This window comes from Porphyromonas endodontalis ATCC 35406, assembly GCF_000174815.1.
GTDB classification, from domain to species: domain Bacteria; phylum Bacteroidota; class Bacteroidia; order Bacteroidales; family Porphyromonadaceae; genus Porphyromonas; species Porphyromonas endodontalis.
On the sequence record NZ_ACNN01000026.1, the window covers coordinates 209,121 to 228,996 of the forward strand.

At 47.1% G+C, this 19,876-nt stretch carries 14 protein-coding genes; 4 read left to right on the forward strand and 10 right to left on the reverse strand.

Going from position 1 to position 19,876, the window contains the following annotated elements:
- Positions 1–13: 13 nt before the first annotated feature.
- Positions 14–721, forward strand: a complete 708-nt coding sequence (locus POREN0001_RS06760) for a peroxiredoxin (RefSeq protein WP_004334051.1) — start codon at positions 14–16, stop codon at positions 719–721.
- A gap of 270 nt (positions 722–991) precedes the next feature.
- Here the strand turns inward: POREN0001_RS06760 and POREN0001_RS06765 are convergent, their stop codons facing one another.
- The 5 genes from POREN0001_RS06765 to POREN0001_RS06785 all read right to left on the reverse strand — a co-directional run bounded on the left by POREN0001_RS06765 (position 992) and on the right by POREN0001_RS06785 (position 8,055).
- Positions 992–3,151 carry an elongation factor G gene (locus POREN0001_RS06765; RefSeq protein WP_004334261.1) on the reverse strand — a complete coding sequence of 720 codons (2,160 nt, stop codon included), beginning with the start codon at positions 3,149–3,151 and terminating at the stop codon, positions 992–994.
- A 332-nt stretch (positions 3,152–3,483) separates the two neighbouring features.
- Positions 3,484–4,812 (reverse strand): VWA-like domain-containing protein, encoded by a 1,329-nt coding sequence (locus POREN0001_RS09085; RefSeq protein ID WP_004334301.1) that lies wholly within the window; start codon positions 4,810–4,812, stop codon positions 3,484–3,486.
- Entirely contained in the window at positions 4,809–5,876 is a 1,068-nt protein-coding gene (locus POREN0001_RS06775; protein ID WP_004334157.1) for an AAA family ATPase, read from the reverse strand. Before POREN0001_RS06775 ends, POREN0001_RS09085 begins: the two co-directional genes overlap by 4 nt.
- Positions 5,877–5,908: 32 nt before the next feature.
- Positions 5,909–6,754 carry a hypothetical protein gene (locus POREN0001_RS06780; RefSeq protein WP_147286657.1) on the reverse strand — a complete coding sequence of 282 codons (846 nt, stop codon included), beginning with the start codon at positions 6,752–6,754 and terminating at the stop codon, positions 5,909–5,911.
- A 275-nt stretch (positions 6,755–7,029) separates the two neighbouring features.
- Positions 7,030–8,055 carry a hypothetical protein gene (locus POREN0001_RS06785; protein ID WP_004334144.1) on the reverse strand — a complete coding sequence of 342 codons (1,026 nt, stop codon included), beginning with the start codon at positions 8,053–8,055 and terminating at the stop codon, positions 7,030–7,032.
- A gap of 358 nt (positions 8,056–8,413) precedes the next feature.
- Here POREN0001_RS06785 and dapA point away from each other — a divergent pair, with 358 nt between their 5' ends.
- The 3 genes from dapA to POREN0001_RS06800 are packed head-to-tail and all read left to right on the forward strand — an operon-like array spanning position 8,414 to position 10,762.
- Entirely contained in the window at positions 8,414–9,325 is a 912-nt protein-coding gene (dapA, locus tag POREN0001_RS06790; RefSeq protein WP_004334281.1) for a 4-hydroxy-tetrahydrodipicolinate synthase, read from the forward strand.
- Between the two features lie 11 nt (positions 9,326–9,336).
- Positions 9,337–10,455: a DNA replication/repair protein RecF gene (gene recF, locus POREN0001_RS06795; RefSeq protein ID WP_004334070.1), complete on the forward strand. Its 1,119-nt coding sequence runs from the start codon at positions 9,337–9,339 to the stop codon at positions 10,453–10,455.
- A 16-nt stretch (positions 10,456–10,471) separates the two neighbouring features.
- Positions 10,472–10,762 (forward strand): DciA family protein, encoded by a 291-nt coding sequence (locus tag POREN0001_RS06800; protein ID WP_004334198.1) that lies wholly within the window; start codon positions 10,472–10,474, stop codon positions 10,760–10,762.
- A 176-nt stretch (positions 10,763–10,938) separates the two neighbouring features.
- Here the strand turns inward: POREN0001_RS06800 and POREN0001_RS06805 are convergent, their stop codons facing one another.
- From POREN0001_RS06805 to carB, 5 genes are all read right to left on the reverse strand, one after another.
- Positions 10,939–11,520 (reverse strand): superoxide dismutase, encoded by a 582-nt coding sequence (locus POREN0001_RS06805; protein WP_004334079.1) that lies wholly within the window; start codon positions 11,518–11,520, stop codon positions 10,939–10,941.
- Between the two features lie 162 nt (positions 11,521–11,682).
- Positions 11,683–14,232, reverse strand: coding sequence for a zinc-dependent metalloprotease (locus POREN0001_RS06810; protein ID WP_004334226.1), 2,550 nt, complete (start codon positions 14,230–14,232; stop codon positions 11,683–11,685).
- Between the two features lie 81 nt (positions 14,233–14,313).
- The gene (locus POREN0001_RS06815) at positions 14,314–15,465 is read right to left on the reverse strand and encodes an iron-containing alcohol dehydrogenase (RefSeq protein ID WP_004334059.1); all 1,152 of its coding nucleotides are present in this window, start codon (positions 15,463–15,465) and stop codon (positions 14,314–14,316) included.
- Positions 15,466–15,766: 301 nt separating this feature from the next.
- Entirely contained in the window at positions 15,767–16,537 is a 771-nt protein-coding gene (locus tag POREN0001_RS06820; RefSeq protein ID WP_004334203.1) for a tRNA1(Val) (adenine(37)-N6)-methyltransferase, read from the reverse strand.
- A gap of 29 nt (positions 16,538–16,566) precedes the next feature.
- Positions 16,567–19,794, reverse strand: coding sequence for a carbamoyl-phosphate synthase (glutamine-hydrolyzing) large subunit (gene carB / locus POREN0001_RS06825; RefSeq protein ID WP_004334163.1), 3,228 nt, complete (start codon positions 19,792–19,794; stop codon positions 16,567–16,569).
- Positions 19,795–19,876: the final 82 nt, after the last annotated feature.

The following is a 19,876-nucleotide window of genomic DNA, read 5'->3' on the forward strand; positions in this document are numbered from 1 at the left end:
CAATAAACGTATGATGGAACAGAATCAAACAATTACAATGCCTCGCCTTGGCGAAGCTGCACCCGCTTTTACAGCCGTTACCACTCAAGGTGTAATCAACTTCCCTTCCGACTATAAGGGTCAATGGAAGATCCTTTTTAGCCACCCGGCCGATTTTACTCCCGTATGTACTTCTGAGTTTATGACCTTTGGGCATCTTGCTGCCGATTTCGAAGCTCTCAATTGTCAACTCGTAGGACTATCTGTAGATGGATTGCAGAGCCACATTGCATGGCTTCGTACCATAGAAGAGAAGATTGATTGGCACGGATACAAAAACATAGAAATAAAGTTCCCCCTCGTAGTAGACGTTTCTATGGAGGTAGCTCACAAGTATGGTATGATACAACCCGGAGAAAGCAGTACTGCTGCAGTGCGTGCCGTGTTCTTCGTTGACCCCGAAGACAAGATCCGTACGATCATGTACTACCCCCTCTCTCTCGGGCGTAATTTCGATGAAATCAAGCGTGTACTTATTGGGCTACAGACCGTTGATAACTTTGGGGTAGCACTCCCTGCCGACTGGCGTCCCGGAGACGAAGCAATCGTACCCCCTGCTACCACCTGCCGCGTGGCTAGTGAACGTGCTTCGGGCAAAGAGGCCAACCTTCATTGCTACGACTGGTTCTTCTGCACAAAGCAAATCAGCAAAGAAGAAGTAGAAGAAAAGCTAGGTAAATAAGTTACTTTTACCTATCTTTGCTCTTAGGATAGTAATCTAGGGAGTCTCCTGCTTAGGGGAATAGGTCAAAGTGAAGTAATCAGAAAGATCTGAGGAATCTTCCCATCGAATCTAGAACCAAAGCTTGAGTGCTCCCTTCTTTTGAGGGTAAATTGCTCAACACATTTACTTGCCTATCCTCCCAACTCTCAACTTACTTATACTAAATAACAAGGGCTGCACTTTCAAACTGAAGAGTGCAGCCCCATTCTTTTATCAAGCCCTAGAGGGTTAATCTTCCGCCTCTTGCTCCTCGGCGTACGACTTCAATAGTTTTTCTTGTAGCTCAGTAGGAACAAGTTCATAACTTGCAAACTTCATCATAAAAGAAGCACGTCCTCCCGAGAGGGAGCTAAGAGCCGTACTATAATTCATCAATTCTTTCAAGGGAACCTTAGCCAAAAGTTGTTCATAACCTTTCTTACTATTCATCCCCATGATGACAGCTCGCCTACCCTGCAAATCGCTCATTACGTCCCCAATATAATCCGCAGGCACGGATACCTCAACATCGTAGATCGGTTCCAAAATCTTGGGAGCAGCTTCACGGAATGCCGCACTAAAGGCATTACGCCCTGCGAGCATAAATGAAACTTCGTTGCTATCTACGGGGTGCATCTTACCATCATAGACAATAACGACTACATCGCGAGCATAAGAGCCGGTGAGCGGTCCACGCTCCATTCTTTCCATAATCCCCTTGAGGATAGCAGGCATAAAGCGCGTATCTATGGCACCTCCTACCACGCTATTAATAAAGACAAGTTTACCACCCCAAGCAAGAGGAATCTCTTGACGGTCTCTTACGGTAATCTTAAATTCCTGCCCTCCAAATTTGTACACTTCAGGGATATTTTCTCCCTCTACATAGGGTTGGATAATAAGATGAACTTCTCCAAATTGACCGGCACCCCCGGACTGCTTTTTGTGACGATAGTCCGCCCGAGCAGCCTTAGTAATGGTCTCGCGATAGGGAATGCGAGGCTCACTAAACTCCGTAAGAATCTTATCGTTGTGTTCCAATCTCCACTTGAGGGTGCGCAGATGGAACTCTCCTTGACCATACACAATAGTCTGGCGCAATTCCTTGCTTTGCTCCACAATCCAAGTAGGATCTTCCTCCATCATGCGATGGAGAGCTTCGCTCATTTTCTCAGCATCGGCACTATTTACCGGCTTTATAGCCCGCATAAACTTGGGTGCGGGATATTCTATAGCAGGATATTGCCAACTGCAATCCTTTTCGTTTAGGGTATTACCGCGGCGCACATCCTTTAGTTTTACGGTAGCACCGATATCTCCGGCAGCAAGTTCGTCCACCTTAGTACGCGTCTGACCTGCCACTACAAATAGTTGTCCCAAACGCTCTTTACTCCCTCTTGTTATATTGATGAGATCGCATCCTTCTCGTACAGTACCCGACATCACTTTGAAGTAAGAAACTTCGCCGATATGGGGTTCGACAGTGGTTTTGAAGAAGTAAAGACTGATGGGACCGGAGGGATTAGGAGCCACCTCTTCGGCTTCGGTAGTTATAGGATTGGGCATCTCGGTCACGTGCGGTGCAACGTCTCCCAAAAATTCCATCGTACGACGCACACACATATCCTTGGCAGCCGACACACAGAAGACGGGATACATATCTCCCAAAACAATGCCTTTGCGCATCCCTTCTACGATCTCTTCTTCCGAGAGACTCCCCTGCTCAAAGAAGCGATCCATAAGGGTTTCTTCGTGCTCCGCAGCACTCTCTATAAGTTGCTGGCGCATCTCTTCTGCTGTAGCTCGCTCGCTATCGGGGATCTCTAACACTTGAGGTTTCCCACCTTCGGCTCCCCATTGGTACATCTTCATGCGAAGAAGATCCACCACTTGGTTAAAAGAGGGACCACAAGTAACGGGGTATTGAGTTACCACTACCTTAGATCCGTAACGCTCTCGCAACTGAGCGATGCTCATTTGGAAGTCAGCTTTCTCGTGATCAAGCTGGTTTACAATAAAAATAGCAGGTTTATGAAGTCGCTCTATATGGCGAAATTGATTGATCAGCCCCACCTCTACCCCATACTGGGCATTGACTACCATAAGACAGCAATCTGCAATATTAAGAGCCGATACAGCGCCACCGGCAAAATCGTCACTCCCGGGGCAATCGATAAAATTGAGTTTGCGCTCTGCCCACTCAACACTAAAAACAGTAGAAAAAACAGTATAGCCATACTCCTTCTCTACTGGGAAATAATCGCACACGGTATTGCCTGAGGCAATGTCTCCACGACGTTTTATCACACCACTCTCGAAGAGCATAGCTTCTGCGAGAGTGGTTTTTCCTGCGCCGGAACTTCCCAAAAGTGAGATGTTCCTAATCTCTTCTGTTTTGTACGATCTCATGATAAAGGAACCTTTTTAAATGTTATACTTCTACTTACCCTAGAGCAAAAGACTGCTAAACAGAGTATTTCTCTACGGCGGTGGGAAGTTACAAAGAAAAATACAAATAGCAATATAAAAATGAAGAACAAAAGGCAATTTGCAGCTGAATACTCTGTTTTACTATCATTTGTCAGAGCATAGAGGGTAATAGACTTGGTGCAATATAAATGCTACAGACAGCTAGATTATAGAAAAACCCTCCCCTATCCCATTAGCTTTATAGAGGAGAGTTACACTATTTCTTGAGGAAAAAAGGAAGCTTCAGAGAGGGGCTACTATGAGTACAACAACTAGGCTCGGATATAGAGCTTTGGAGCCCCCTCAAAGCGTTTATAAGCTGCTAAAGAACTTAAAATCCAGAGCAACTTACGGCGAGTACGCACTTGTGGCAAGGGGGCATACCCATCTGTGAATATAATGAGTCCATCGTACTCTGTGTGCTCTTCGAAGTACCGGATGAGAGGATCAAAGTTTGTACCTCCGCGTGCCATTACCTTGATACTCTTGCGCACTCGGAACATCTCTTGTACAGGCAGGCGCAATTCACTATCAAACTGCACCACCTCTATATGCTCTATGCCCTGAGTAAAGAAGTGGTTAATCACGCTCAAAAAATTTTGAATATCGTCATTGGCAATAGAGCCACTTACATCCACCCCAATCAGCAATCGGGTTGTATAGGGGTGTCGAATGCCCATTTGCATGAAACCATATCGACGGCTGGGCTTCATGCGACTAAGTACAACTTTATTGGATAGAATGCCGGTACGAAACTGGGCGAGCTGACGACGAATATTGACCTTGGCAAAAATAGAAGTCTCCAGAAGTTGCTGTAGCTCACGCGATAGGGTGCCCCACGTTTTTGTATTACGAGCCTTCTCAATGAGTTTTTCTATCGTTTCGTTTTGCAATTCATCTTCCTCCCACAGGGCAGAACGCTCCTCCCACTCCTCGGCATGCATCTGCAACTCACGCGCTGCATCGTGCTTTTGAGAAGGCTCTCCCTCAGAAGAAGTGGCAGTTGTAGAAGAAGAAAGCCCTTCGCTCTCACCACTGGCCAAACCATTGGCCCCGTCTCGAACGCTTCCTTTAGCTCTTCCGCCCTCGGGGCTACGCTCGCCGGCACCCCCATTCACGCCTTGTTTCTTTTGAGAAGTCTCCCCCTGCTCTAGCCCCCCACGCTGAGTTTTCTTTTCTTCTTTAGAAGAGGAGTTTTGCGGAGGAATAAGTGCATCTACCATCGAATAATACTCCTCAAAACTATGGTTAGGAGGCAACTTCATCATGGTACGTGTGGCCATTGTCTCATTCGCATCGTAGTACTCGGCAATAGTCATATCACTGGCTATCGCCAGACAGAATGGACGATGATTAAGCGGTTGCCGCTGGTAAGGGTGACGAAGTAATATCCGTACGACTTCGATACGCAGACGCTTGGCTATATACCCTTCTGAGCGATTGGAGAGCTTCTCTGTATTGTATTCTATGCGCCCTTTCCCCACACGCATTTCCACCTTTAGGTCAAGGTTTTCTACCAATTCGTGGGAACAAAGAGTGTCAAAAAGGAGTGGCTCGGCAAGGAACCACTCGTCAGAGATATGCCGCAAAAGCTCTTTCATAACTGCCTCAGGTAGTCTGTCATGAGCGTATAGATGGAGGGTAGCTTGGTCATGATAGTAAGGTTTGCATTCGGATAAGTAGCCGACGAAAAGTTATTGATAAGGTGCATCAGAGCCTCTCTTTGGTCATTTTTGTCAAGCCAAAGGATGTACTTCTCCAGATTGGTACCCACTAATTCAATCTCTTCCTCCGGATAACCACGAGCCTCTAAACAGCGGAATAGGTTATCATTGACAAGAGCCAGTTGGGGTAATTTCATTGTCTTAAGCCTCTTTTTTACCTCTCCGAAGTGCAGTAGGAGGTCGGCTCCACTCACTACAGAAGTCTCACTAAGCGATTCCGCCAATCGGGCAGCGGCCTTTACCCCTACAATGCCGCTAATCAGTTTAAGAGTAAGATCATCTACCTCCTCCAGACCTTTCATGATATCGGAGACTCGCTCCCAAGCTCGGCGATCGGCACACTTATCGATAGAATCAGCATTTATATTGAACGGAGCATCTAGGGCATCTTGATTGTTTTCAATAAAGTGAATAACCCGCTCATCTAGCTCTTGTTCCTCAGCCCAAAGCAACCACTCTGCAACGGTAGGACGGAAGAAATAAACATTGAATCGGGATACAAGTGCAGGGTCAAGCTCCGTAATTTGGTATTCGGCTCCGTCATTGACCGCAGAGATAACACGAGACCCCTCGGGCAACCGACGGCCAGCCAGCATTCGATTGAGTGCTAGATCCATCACCGATTGGAGCATCTCGGGGCGCGCTCTATTTAGCTCATCCAAGAAGAGAACGATAGGCTTATCTCCTTTGGGGAACCAATAGGGAGGCATGAACTCAGTACGCCCTGTTTCTGTATTTAGATGTGGCAAGCCTATCAAGTCTCCGGGGTCGCTCATTTGCCCCAAGAAGAGGGTGATCACCTCTATTCCCTTAGCTCGGAAAAACTCAGAAATAATACGAGATTTGCCAATGCCGTGGACGCCCACCAACATGATATTATGATGGGAGGGTGTTTTCTCTAAGATGCTTTGTAACTGCTTATTATTGATGGTGATAGCCATACCTATATTGTATTGTTTTTTTGCCAATGTGGTCAATTAGTGGAAGTCCAGACCTGCTTATTCCCATAGGTTTTGAGGGAAGCCTCGGGATACTCTTGAGCTACAAGAGACTGCATTGCCGAGAGTGACTTCTGCGCATTACAGCGGCTTAAGAAGCCCGGGAGCTGCTGCAATTGTGTCATATAAGAGGTGGGAGAGAGTACAAGGGTGAGCATCTTTTTGCGCCGCAAACGGAAGGAGAGAAGAGCTTGCCCGGCCGAGATCTGCAAATGGTAGGGATGCTCCGATGGAGCTAGCAAACTCTCCACCACCCTCTCGATACTGCCTAAGAATAGGGTACGGATCTTTTCTTCTCGAGCACACTCCACTACGAGAGAGTCTAGAGACTCTGAGAGATGCATCAAGGCTTCTCGCTCCTCAAATAAAAGGGTGAGTAGGGGCTCTATGCAGGGAATATTTTTGCTGCTTATACCATAGCCCGGCTTCTCTACCGCTCTATCGTATTGAAGCCTTAAGTAAAAGGGATCGAGGCGCTTGGAGCGAGAGGCCCCTACCATACGGATATACTCGTTACGTGCCACTTTATTAAACAGCACGTAGAGGGAGATATTATGATAGGAGATGCGCAACCCACTACGGATAGGATACCAAAGGAAAGAGAAGCGGGTACCATCAGGCAACTCCTCCACGGCGAACCCCAACAGGAGACAACGATCTCTGAGTTGCTGGATGTAATCTGAGGATAAAGTGCGATAGGCAGCGGCTCCACAATGAAAGAGTTTTTGCTGAGTACTCGTCTCCAAAAAGGTAGTGGATAGCCAATCTTTTAGGGACAATTGGACCCGACTACACAAATCTAACTCTGTAACTTCATCCATTTTTATAACGTTTATCCATAAGGACTCCAGATAGAGAACAAAGGGTAGGCCCAGTTGTTCACCAAGGGAATTATTCCCCTTGACAAAGTTACAAAGCAAGCTACAATAAGAGAAAGGATATGGGCAAATCTCTTTAGAAGAGAGAGAGGGAGGCCACCCATCAACTAGAGAAAAGAAAAAACACCCTAGGCCAAGAGAAGAACCTCTCTACCTAGGGTATAACATGGGAAATACACCTCGTCTCAGAAGTGTCTATGACTTATCTCTCTATGCCCCTACCTATACAATGTGGCTTTGCCATCAAGCACGACTACAAGAGGAAACGATGTGGTAGAATAAGCGAGCTGAGTGGAGAAAGAGTCGGTAAAAGAGGTCTCGGGCAGGAGACGCACCCCATCAAGCGAATAAACGGAGAGGCGATGCGACTTGCCATCCCTCAAATTCACACTCAGCACCCCCTCTTTCATATGTATGCTTGCCGGGGCACTCTGCACATTGTCTAAAGCGGTTGGTTCCGAAGAAATCACTACCCTCCAAGTAAAATCAGCAGGCTGGTTGCTAAGCGCATGCTGCACCCCTTTCGCATCTGTATACCCTAGTAAATACTGAGGCTTAGATCCGGTCATTCTTTTGTTTGTATAAAAGGGAGAATCTTCTAAGGTGCCAATCCCCTCTACCCATACAAGAGACATGTAAGCATTCGAAGGTGAGTAATGGATATTTGTATAGGAAATATGAGGGTAATTATAGCCACCTCGAGTAGTATTTGAGTGGGATTGAGAAGGATACTCATAGCTAAAATAGTAGACTCTTCTATTCTCTCCTGCTATCAGTTTGGTCTCGATGGACTTTAGAGTAAACTCATCGTAAGAAGCCTCGAACCCGGGAGATTTTCCCATGCCTATGTATTTTTCTCCCGGCTTGATGGCATAATCGAAGAGTACAAATTCCCTATCCGTACTTTTTTGATAGAGGTAAACTTTAGTTCCCTCCTCACGGGCATAGAAGTCTACGCGCTCTGTTCCTTTGGTCGTAACAACGTGGAAGTATTCTTTGCCATTAAAGGATTCTTTTCCTTGTACACCGTACTGATAGTTCTCCCCTTCATTTACCCAATGGTAATACCCAGGCTCCCACTCTCTTTTGATGTGCTTTACGGAAACGCTCCACTTTGCACCCTCTGCAAACATGGGAATAGGCGAAGACGGCTCCTCTTGAGAGGCTGTACTCTGACCAAATAGCTCTAGAGGGAGCAACAGTGCCGTAAGTAGTAGTAATGAATGAAATAGCTGCTTCATCATAATTCCATTTAGTAATTAATCTATATCTACACTCTATAATTCAATGTACAACAACATCCAAATATACCTCTCTCTAAAGGGGGGTAGAAATGTTTTTCGCCCTAAAGATATAAGTTTTTTTTGGATAGCAACACCTATTTATACACTTATAACACATCTATCTTGTAGGGCGAGAAAGAAGTGCTCGATTTCACAAAGGAGAAAGGCAATATCAACGCCCCTAATGAGGAGACTCTACCTCGAAAAGAATGAACCAATAGCCCTTATTTCCGAAAAGAGTAGGTGAAACATCCAATCGAAAAGCGTATTTTTGTCTGTGGATTTGAATGATCGCAGATTAAAGTAACACTTTATTCCTATGGTATACTCCCCTTTCCCTCCCGCTCAATTTATGGGACTTGGTGTAGCCCTTGTCACTCCATTTCTCGTTGATGGACAAGTAGACTACCAATCTCTCGGGGCTATTGTTCGCAATATCGTAGCCTCAAAAGCAGATTTTATTGTAGTTTTTGGCACCACAGGAGAGTCCCCCGTTGTTACTCGCGAAGAGGTGGAAAAAGTACTCTCCGCCGTACGCAGAGAGGCTGGGCCCAACTACCCCATTGTCTTAGGGCTTGGGGATAATTCTACCCAACGACTCATAGAACGACTCTCTCTTGCCAATAGCTATGATATACAGGGGATTCTGAGTGTTGTTCCCTACTACAACAAGCCATCTCAAGAGGGGATTTATCAGCATTTTGCCGCTGCAGCACAAACCAGCGACAAACCCATTATTCTATACAATATACGGGGTAGAACAGGCGTGGACATGGACCCCGATACCGTGCTTCGGCTACGTAATAACTTCCCAGATAAGATTGTCGCCATCAAGGAAGCCTCGGGGATAGAAGAGCGTGTAACCAAACTAGCAAGCCTCTTAGACCCCGCCTTTACAATCCTATCCGGAGATGACCATAGCACCCTCGAATTGATCCATCAAGGAGCCAATGGGGCTGTATCTGTAGTGGCCAATGCCTACCCGGCTTGGACAAAAGAACTTATCGATCTGGCAGGAAGTGAACGTGCTGTAGAGATCGATAATGCCTTTGCCGCTTGCTATCGACTTCTTTTCGATGAGGGGAATCCGGCAGGGATCAAAGAGTGGCTCTACAAGATGCAACTTATCAATACCCCTACACTACGCCTCCCTCTGACTCGGGTCTCCGATAAGCTCTCCCAAAAGATGGAGCAGTCTATCGACACGCTGATGAAGCTAGGAGCTCACTAACCTACCATCCCATGGTATTAGAGCATCTCGAGCTTGTCGCTTTTAAGAGCATTGCTACGGCCTCTTGCGACTTTGCACCCAAACTCAATTGCTTCTTTGGTGGCAATGGTATGGGCAAAACGAATCTACTCGATGCCATCCACTACCTATCGATGGCACGGAGCCACCTCAATACGGTAGACCGCCTGGCCATCCGCATTGGCTCCACAGAGGCTATCTTATCGGGAGACTACCGAGCAAATGAAGGAGAAGAGACGGACAGAATAGCCTTGCGGCTCCGTATGGGGCAAGCCAAAGCTCTCAGCCGCAATGGTAGGCTTTACAAGCGACTTAGTGAGCATATAGGGCGCTATCCTTTGGTGATTATTTCGCCCCAAGACTATCGCCTGATCCGAGGAGGTAGTGACGAGCGCCGCAACTGGCTAGACCGACTTCTCTCCCAGCACGATGCACTCTACTTAGACCTCCTCATACGCTACGATAGAGCTCTACAACAACGCAATACCCTCCTCAAGAGTGACTTTCAAGACGAGATGTTGCTCTCCATTGTGGAGGAGCAAATGGCTCTTACAGGGGTAGAGATAGCCCAAAAGCGAGCAGAGTTTGTTCGGGACTTTACCCCTACATTCAATCAACTCTACCAAGAGATCTGCGGAGATAAGAGCGAATGTGTAACTCTAAACTACCTCACAGCAACGGCTCCGAATAGGGAACTTTTTACTCAAGACCTACGCCAGAGACGGAGAGAAGAGAGGGCTACCGGATATACAACTTATGGTATCCATAAAGACGACCTTGAGATGCTTTTGGGCGAGAATCTGATGCGAAAAATCGGCTCTGAGGGGCAGAATAAGACCTTTCTTACGGCACTCAAATTCACCGAATACAATCTACTTGCCAACAAGCTACAATGCCGTCCCATTTTGCTTTTAGACGACCTCTTCGATAAACTTGATGCAGAGCGCGTGGAGCGTATCATCGGCATTGTCTCCCGTCCCATCTTTGGACAAATATTCATTACAGACACAAACCGCAAGTATCTCGACGACATTATAGAGGCACAGCACGAGTCTTTTCATCTATATGCTGTAGACCACGGCAATATCGCCTTGCAAGCGACATCACACTAGAATCCCTACTCAGAGTATGAGACGCAGTGAACCCCAACGCCTGGGAGCTCTACTAAAGAACCTCATAGAAGAAGAGCCTGAGCTGGCACAAGGGCTCTACCGAGAACGGGCTATTGCTTTCTTCTGGGAGCGATTTGCCCCAATACGTCCTTTCGTCCGAGATATCTTCTTCCGCAACAACACGTTGCACATACAACTACGCTCCTCCGCTGCGGCACAAACAATTTCTGATCAGAAAGAAAATATCATGCAACTCATCAATCAGGAGCTGCACTATCGCGTAATTGAAGAGATTAGGATATTCTAGACTTTAATCAAGTCCTCCCCTATCCCACAAACGAAAAAGAGGTACCCGTGATTGCTATCACAGAGGTACCTCGTCTTCTATTAAACGGTTGTTGAGGTTGGATTACACCTCAAAGATAAGAGAGAGGAGGGATACGAACACTTAGCTCCTATCCCTTCTCTCCTTTTGTTTATAAGTTACTTATTGTAACGCTCTTCCACTACATCCCATCTAACAATTGACCAAAGATCTTTGATGTGGTCTGCTCTGCGGTTTTGGTAACCTAGATAGTAAGAGTGCTCCCATACGTCGAAGCCGAGCAATGGATTAAGCCCCTTACGGATAGGATTACCGGCATTGGGTTCTTTTTCGATGGTCAAAACGCCATTTTCGTCAGAGGCAAGCCATACCCAGCCTGAGCCAAAGAGCCCTGTACAAGCCTCGAGAAAAGCTGCTTGGAAAGCCTCAAACGATCCCCATTCCTTTGCAATAGCATCTGCAAGAGCACCCTTAGGAGCACCACCTGCATTAGGACCAAATTGTGTGAAGTAGAGATTATGATTGAGTACCTGTCCGGCCTGGTTAAATATTTTCCCCTCACTCTTACGTACAATATCCAAGAGGTCGGCATTTTCGAATTCAGTGCCGGGGATAAGACTATTGAGTGTATTTACATAATTGAGGAGGTGCTTGCCATGGTGAAACTCTACAGTTTCTTTGCTAATAACAGGAGCAAGCGCATCGGCCGCATAGGGGAGGGTAATAAGTTCGTGAGTCATACTCTTCTAACTTTCTATTGTCTAATTATTTCTTATTCGTTACTATTGACATAACACCAACAGGCTCTCTGTGGTTCATCTTACCTCTCTAAAAAACAAAGCAGCTAGCTCTGTAAACACAAAGCTAACTGCTCTCGTTAGGATGAAAGTAGACTAACTACCTCACTTGACAGCAAGGGCGGAAGCAATACGGCGGAGCTGATAACGATAGAACGCCTTGGCCGCAGCATCTCCACTATTTGCCTTTTGCTTGTAGAGCTTCTCTACCTCTTCGAGGGCTGCCATCCAGTACGGAGCGATGCGCTCGGGGCTGAGAGGGCGATAAGACATCGTCATGCGAGTAAATGACTCTTCACCATCATTGTACTGATGAGCGGAGGAGACTCCACAGGGGATAGAGGGAACATTAACCCATTGATCGAACTGCTCTTGACAGGCCTCGGTGAAGGCAAGTTTCTTATTCTCCACCTTAACAGTAGGCGTTAGTAGCGCATTCTCCAACATCAAATCTATCGCACAAGCCTCTAGCATACGGTCGTATTCGCTCGTCTTACCGGAGCGAGTAGCTGAGAAGAGAGCCGTTACAACGTCGTGTGTATAATCAGCTAGAGAATAAGCATCTTTGGCTCCCGAGAGATTAAACTCATGAATGCGACGCAAATTACCACCACGGAAGAAGTTTCCAACAAAAGAATTGGTAAACTGCTTGACAAGAGTATTACTACCGTTGTCTATTCGATTGAGGAGATCTTGACGCAAGAGCCAAGTGCTGACCTCGTGGGCTTGGCTACCGAGCCACTCTACTGCACGCTTCTGCTCCGAGCGTGGCACATAGGTATAAGAGGGCTTACCATCTCCCTGACGACTTTCGCTAAAAACGATCCCTCCAATATGGGCAACAATGTGCCCCACATGGCGCATATATTGACCTACAATCTGGTAATATACCTCCTCGAGGTCGCGATAGTCCTCTCCCTCTTGATAGAGCCATTTGTCAATATTCTTGGTAATAATCTTGAGATTGGAGATGGACATATCACCCGCCGTAAAATGATCATTGGAGAGATCTTCGGTTTGAGCGGTGGGATCTACAGTGTTGGGGAATTGCTGAGCACCAAAGAGAAGCATTGGATCTTTGGCATTCTCTTCGAGCATTTTTCGAAGCTGCTTTTTCTCTCCTTCGGTATCTCCTCGGAAAGTCTCAGGGAGAATTGAGTAGCCCCACTTGATGGCGGCAATATCATACTTACCTAGAATGGGAGGCGTAAGACGTACACCGCGCTCATAGTCCCCTGGTTGGGCTACAAAATTGTTGCGAGCATAGTCCATAATACTAGGGGTTGTACCATGCTCTTTTGTGAACTCCGGCGAACGCAAGTTTTCTATGGTATAGGCGTTACTTGCCCCCATGTTGTGCATCAAACCTAAGGTATGCCCCACTTCGTGCGAAGCTACATATCTAAGGCTCTCGCGCATCACATCGTCCGTGAATACATGCGTACGTACTCGAGGATCCACTGCCCCCGTCTGTACCAAACGCCAATTGTGTACCAATCTTATCACGTTGTGGTACCAGATAACCTGAGCAGAAATAATCTCTCCCGAGCGCGGATCCACATAGCTAGGCCCCATAGCATTCTCAATAGCTGTTGTGGCATAACGGAATGTATTATAGCGAGCATCGTTGGGGTCGAAGGTCGAATCGGAGGGATAATCGAGCGCCTTGATGGCGTTTTTGAAGCCTGCAGCCTCAAAAGCCGTATTCCAATCTTCTATTCCTTGCTTGATGGTAGAGCGCCACTTTTCGGGGAAAGCATTGTCCACATAAAAGATGATGGGCTCTACGGGTTCAACGAGTTCTCCACGCTGATAGGCGGCTGTATCTTTGGGTTCGAGGCGCCAACGATGGATGAGGCGGAAGCTCTCCACCTTGTCTTTGTCCGAAGTAAAAAGACGACGCGTAGAGGAGAAATAGCCCATACGATTATCCGCATACCGAGGTTGCATAGGCTCTTTGGGAAGGAGTAGAATTGAGCGTTGCATCTCCACAGTATAGGGCGCACCATGGGGGCGAGTATTATAGGTTAGGCGGCTCACAATCTCCACATTTTTGGGATAGGCCTTAGCCGATGCGACTAGAGAAGCCTCCCCATCAAGAGTTCCCTGTATAAAGCGCTCTGCCAACGGACCGGAGACTTGTCTCAAAGGCGATATTAACTTCTCATCTCCCGAGAAGAACTTCGTAACGTCTATTAGAGAGCGGTCTCCCTCTCTCGTAACTATGGGGAACGTCTTTACTACCCTATCCAATGAGTTTGAGCGAAAAGAGCTGGCAATGGCATCTCCCTTACGTACAACGTCAGACACGTTGGGGCATACGAGATACACGTTATTGTCGTCTTTGGTAAAACGGAAAAGGAAGGGAGAAGACTGGATAACCCCGGCTACCAACTCTCGTGTATCACTCACTCCGGCTACGCGGTTGATGAAGTAGAGGTCTCTACCCATCAGAGAATCGGGAATCCCAAAGTAGAGTTTATTCTTCTTATTGTGGTAAACAGAAAGGAGACCCTTGCTCTCTCTTGCATCGGCAATGGTCTGCTCATACGTGCTCTTCTCTGGAGCTTTCTTTTTCTTTTTGGTAGCACAGCCCCCCAAAAGCACACTAATACCTAGGGCAGCGACAACCAAAAATTGTCGAGTTACATGCATTTTTTGTAGACTTATTATGTGGTTTATTCTTTGTTCCTAGCCTCTTTTTCAAACGATCTTAACCTCCGAACAAGAAGACAATTAGCGACAATCTGCTAAAATCTCACGTACGACCTCGGGGGTTACCGTTCCATTTTCCCCAAATACTACGCCTCTCTCTGTAAACCGACGTACTATTTCGTCTTCTACCTCTTGAGATACTCCAGCTTCGCGAAGGCGTGTAGTAAGACCCAAAGAGCGGAAAAACTGCTCCGTTGCCTGAATGGCTGCCTCTATACGTTCCTCGTCATTGCCCTCCTTGATACCCCAAATATGCTCAGCATATTCGAGCATCTTGTCGTGCTTATCACCCATCCGGCTCATGACGCGCAGGGTAGAGGGCAAAACAATAACCAAAGAGTGCGCATGCGTGAGCCCTGCAATAGCCGTAAGCTCATGCCCAATCATGTGTGTAGACCAATCTTCCTTTACCCCCCAATTGATGGAGCCATTAAGGGCGTGAGTAGCTGCTACCATAAAATCAGCTCGGGCATCGTAGTTGGGTTCTCCACTAAGTACCAAAGGGGCAATCTCTCTGAGGGTGAGCAAAATCCCCTCTGCAAAGCGATCCATCAAGCGACTCTGCCCCGGGGCTGTAAGGTATTGCTCCATTACATGCACATAGCTATCGGCAATGCCGCAGGCCAATTGGAAAGGAGGAAGAGTGTATGTAACCTCCGGATCGAGGATAGAAAAAGTGGGGAATTGGCCGTGAAATGGGAACTTTTCCTTTGTCTCCGAAGATGAAATAACAGCTCCGGAGTTCATTTCAGACCCCGTAGCAGGGATAGTTAGCACAGTACCCAACGGAACAAACCGATCGCGTACAATACCCTGCAATACCAGCTGCCAAGGGTCTTCATCTCGCAATAGAGCTGCGGATATAAGCTTGGAGGCATCAATTACCGAACCACCCCCTACGGCTAGTACAAAATTGCTCTTCTTTTCTTTCCCTTGGGCTACAGCTCGGCGGATTGTCTCTACCGTAGGATTCGACTCCAGCCCCCAAAACTCACTATACTCAAAGCCATGGAGAGCTGAGGTTACCTGCTCGTAGACCCCATTACGGCGCACACTCCCTCCCCCATAGGTTACGAGGATCTTCGCATCTGAGGGCAAAAGTTTGGCTAGACGAGCTATACTGCCTTTACCAAATATCAGTTGTGTGGGATTGTAATACCTAAAGTTATTCATATCTTAGTTCCATTATTTACTGTGATTCAGGCACAAATATAGTATTTTCTTGCCTAATCTTGGAGAAATTCTTGCCCAAGAATCCTAGAGATTTCAGGCAGAATGCAGTGCTATTTCTGGCTGAAAAAGATTTGAAAATCAGGCAGAAAAGAAGGAACTTTTCAGCTGACGCCAAACGAAGCAAGAAGTTGTAGGTAAAATGGAAATGCTCCCCTTACAAAACAGGTTTAGAGAGGAAGGCAGAAAATATTCCCGAATTAGAAGAGAGGGGGGCACTCTCCTCTACAAAGTGGGCGAAGTACTAGAGAAAGGTATAAAAGGGGTGGACGAGATCAAGATATTCCGGAGAATAAGAGGCGATAGTATCCCCGTGAATAACAAGCGTTTGCAACGAAGCAGGCTGTAATAGCTGCCCGTCTCTCCTTGTCCATTCGCTCAATAGGCGCTTGGGTGGTTTGCCCGGAGTGGTATGTACTGCCGCTAGGCGTATAGGAATTAAGCCCTGAGTAAAGGCAAACATTCTCAGTTCTTCTAATTGGTCGTAAGGGGTAACTAGAGCCACAACACCCTGGGGACTTAGAAGAGCCGAAGCACGACGCAAAACCTCTTTTGGGGAGAGAAAACCAATCGCCCGAGCCGTATGTCTTACCTCTGATCGCGCTTGCAACGTATTCTTGTAATAGGGAGGATTGGATACAATCAAGTCATACAACGCTTGGGGAGCTTGCCAAGTTGAAAAATCGGCTTGCACTACCCTAACCCGAGACGAAAAGGGAGATTGAGCCGCATTGTAGGTAGCTCGCTCCACAGCCGTAGGTTCGATCTCTAGAGCCGTTACCTCTGCCCGAGGATAGCGTTGTGCCAGCATCAAGGCGATAAGCCCCGTGCCACAGCCCACATCTAGAATCCGTAACGGAGTCTCTTCTCGGGTATCAATAGAGGCCCATGCGCCCAGGAGAACCCCATCCGTCCCGATACGCATTCCACATCCAGCCTGATCGAGACTGAATTGTTTGAAGTGAAAAAGATCTCCGCTCGGCATAAAAGAAGGGTGCTCCGGATCTATATCCATCCGAAGCGCCCACTATAAATCAAATCGTGTTACTTATACTCGCTCCAAGACTTAATCTGAATATCATCTTCGGATAAGCGACAGAAGGCGGTAATAAAGGCAGAAGCCAAACGAGCATTCGTAATTAGCGGTATATTAAGATCGATAGCCGAGCGGCGCAACTTGTAGCCATTAGTCAGCTCGCCAGGCGTAAGGTTCTTGTTGATATTGACCACCAAGTCTACCACATGCTCCTGCAGTAAACTGAAAATATAGGGCTTACCTACCTCCTTTTCCCAGTAAACTCGTACAGAGGGTATACCATTCTCTTGCAAGAAGTTGTGTGTACCTTCCGTAGCATAGAGGGTATACCCCTTCTTGGTGAGAAGGCGACATGCATCCATCAAAGCCACCTTCTGCTTATATCCTCCCGAGGAGAGCAAAATACCCTTGCTGGGGATACGCTGCCCCACGGAGAGCATGGATTTGAGGATAGCCTCGTCCGTATCGTCTGCAATACAGCCTACCTCCCCTGTAGAAGTCATATCCACTCCGAGTACAGGGTCGGCTTTTTGCAAACGGGTAAAGGAGAATTGCGAAGCCTTAATCCCCACGTAGTCAAGATCGAATGCGTTCTTATTGGGTTTCTCTACAGGCAAGCCCAGCATGATACGTGTGGCAAGATCTATGAAGTTTATCTTAAGGACCTTGCTGACAAAGGGGAAACTTCTGGAAGCTCTTAGGTTACATTCGATCACCTTTATATCGTTGTCTTTGGCAAGGAATTGGATATTAAAGGGGCCCGAAATCCTGAGAGCTTCTGCAATTTGTCGACTGATCCGCTTAATACGGCGTACCGTCTCCACATAGAGCTTCTGAGCCGGGAATTGGATGGTTGCGTCCCCCGAGTGTACACCGGCAAACTCTATATGTTCACTAATGGCATAGGCAATAATCTCTCCATTGCGAGCCACGGCATCCATTTCCACCTCCTTGGCATGCTCAATAAACTGGCTCACTACTACGGGGTGCTTTTGCGACACATTGGCTGCCAACTTGAGGAAACGCTCCAACTCTTCGTGGTTGGAACATACATTCATGGCAGCCCCCGAGAGCACATAGCTCGGGCGAACCAATACGGGATAACCCACCTCGCGAACAAAGTCGTCAATATCCTCTATCGAAGTTAGTTCTCGCCAAGCCGGTTGGTCAACACCAAGGCGATCAAGCATAGCAGAGAACTTGTGACGATCTTCTGCATTGTCGATACTTTGAGCAGACGTACCCAAGATACGTACGCGTTCTTGATCCAATCGGACTGCCAAGTTATTGGGGATCTGCCCCCCGGTAGAGAGGATTACCCCCATGGGGTTCTCCAACTCTAGGATATCCATTACACGCTCGAAGGTAAGTTCGTCGAAGTAGAGTCGGTCGCACTCGTCGTAGTCGGTACTTACCGTTTCGGGGTTGTAGTTAATCATTACGGAATCATACCCCTCTCTGCGTATGGTATTAAGAGCATTTACTCCACACCAGTCAAACTCTACAGAGCTACCAATACGATATGCCCCCGAACCTAAAACTACGACGGCAGGCTTCGTCGTATGGTAGGAGAGATCGTGCTCCACGCCATGGTACGTAAGGTAGAGATAATTCGTTTGCGCAGGGAACTCAGCTGCCAAGGTATCTATTTGTTTTACCACAGGATAGATACCCTGCTTTAGACGGAAAGCTCGTACTTCGTTGGAGGCTTGCTCTAGATCATTACGATTGTGCTTCCAAACAGCTCGGGCAATCTGGAAGTCGGAAAAACCTTGCTGCTTAGCCATTCGCATCAGCTCTGGGGTAATGCCTTCCAAATCGGCGTGCGACTCAAGCTCTTCCGCCGTATTCAAGATATTCTTGAGTCGGCTCAAAAACCACTTATCGATGCGTGTAAGCTTGTGAATATCATCGACTGAATAACCGGCTCTAAAGGCCTTACTAATCACAAAAATACGTGTATCGGTAGGAGCCTTAAGGGCGGCATCAATATCTTTGATCACGAGTTCTTTATTCTCACAGAAGCCGTGCATCCCCTGCCCGATCATGCGGAGCCCCTTTTGTATCGCCTCTTCAAAAGTACGACCAATAGCCATTACCTCTCCCACACTCTTCATGCTACTGCCCAACTCTCGGGAGACTCCATGGAATTTACCAAGGTCCCAACGAGGGATTTTGCAGACGCAGTAGTCGAGAGCCGGCTCAAAAAAGGCAGGAGTAGTACGCGTAACGCTATTCTTGAGATCGAACAATCCATACCCAAGACCCAGCTTAGCCGCAATAAAGGCAAGGGGATAGCCAGTTGCCTTAGAGGCAAGAGCCGAGGAGCGAGAAAGACGCGCGTTTACCTCTATTACACGGTAATCTTCACTCTCAGGATCGAGAGCATATTGTACATTACACTCCCCTACAATACCAAGGTGACGGATGATACGAATCGCAAGCGAACGCAATTTGTGGTACTCATTATTGGAGAGAGTTTGCGAAGGTGCAATTACAATACTCTCACCGGTATGGATACCGAGAGGGTCGAAATTCTCCATATTACATACCGTAATACAATTGTCGTAGGCATCTCGTACGACCTCGTATTCGATCTCCTTCCAGCCCTTTAGGCTTTTCTCTACAAGCACCTGAGGTGAGAAAGAAAAGGCCTTTTCACAAAGGATATCAAGCTCTTCTTCATTATCGCAAAAGCCACTTCCTAACCCCCCAAGGGCAAAAGCGGCTCGGATAATTACGGGGTAGCCAAGATGCTTAGCAGCCTTACGTGCAGCCTCGATGCTCTCAACAGCCTCGCTAGCGATAGTCTTAACGTTAATCTCATTGAGCTTCTCAACAAAGAGTTCGCGGTCTTCGGTTGCAATGATGGTCTCCACAGGAGTACCCAATACCTCCACGTTGTAGCGATCCAAAACTCCCTGCCGATAGAGAGCCACTCCGCAGTTGAGCGCAGTCTGTCCTCCAAAGGCAAGCAAGATGCCATCAGGGCGTTCTTTGGCGATTACTTTCTCTACAAAAAAAGGTGTCACAGGGAGGAAATAAACCTCATCCGCAACACCCTCACTTGTCTGCACAGTGGCAATATTTGGATTGATAAGGATGGTTTTAATGCCTTCTTCTCGAATAGCTTTGAGAGCTTGGGAACCGGAATAATCAAATTCCCCTGCTTCTCCTATCTTAAGAGCACCAGAGCCGAGTACTAATACCTTCTTCGGTTTGCCATTGCTAGTCATATTGTCTTCTTGATTGCTTGGTCTGAAATATAGAAATAGATGGATTCGAAAAATCTTTATCTCCCCTCACACTCTTGGGATA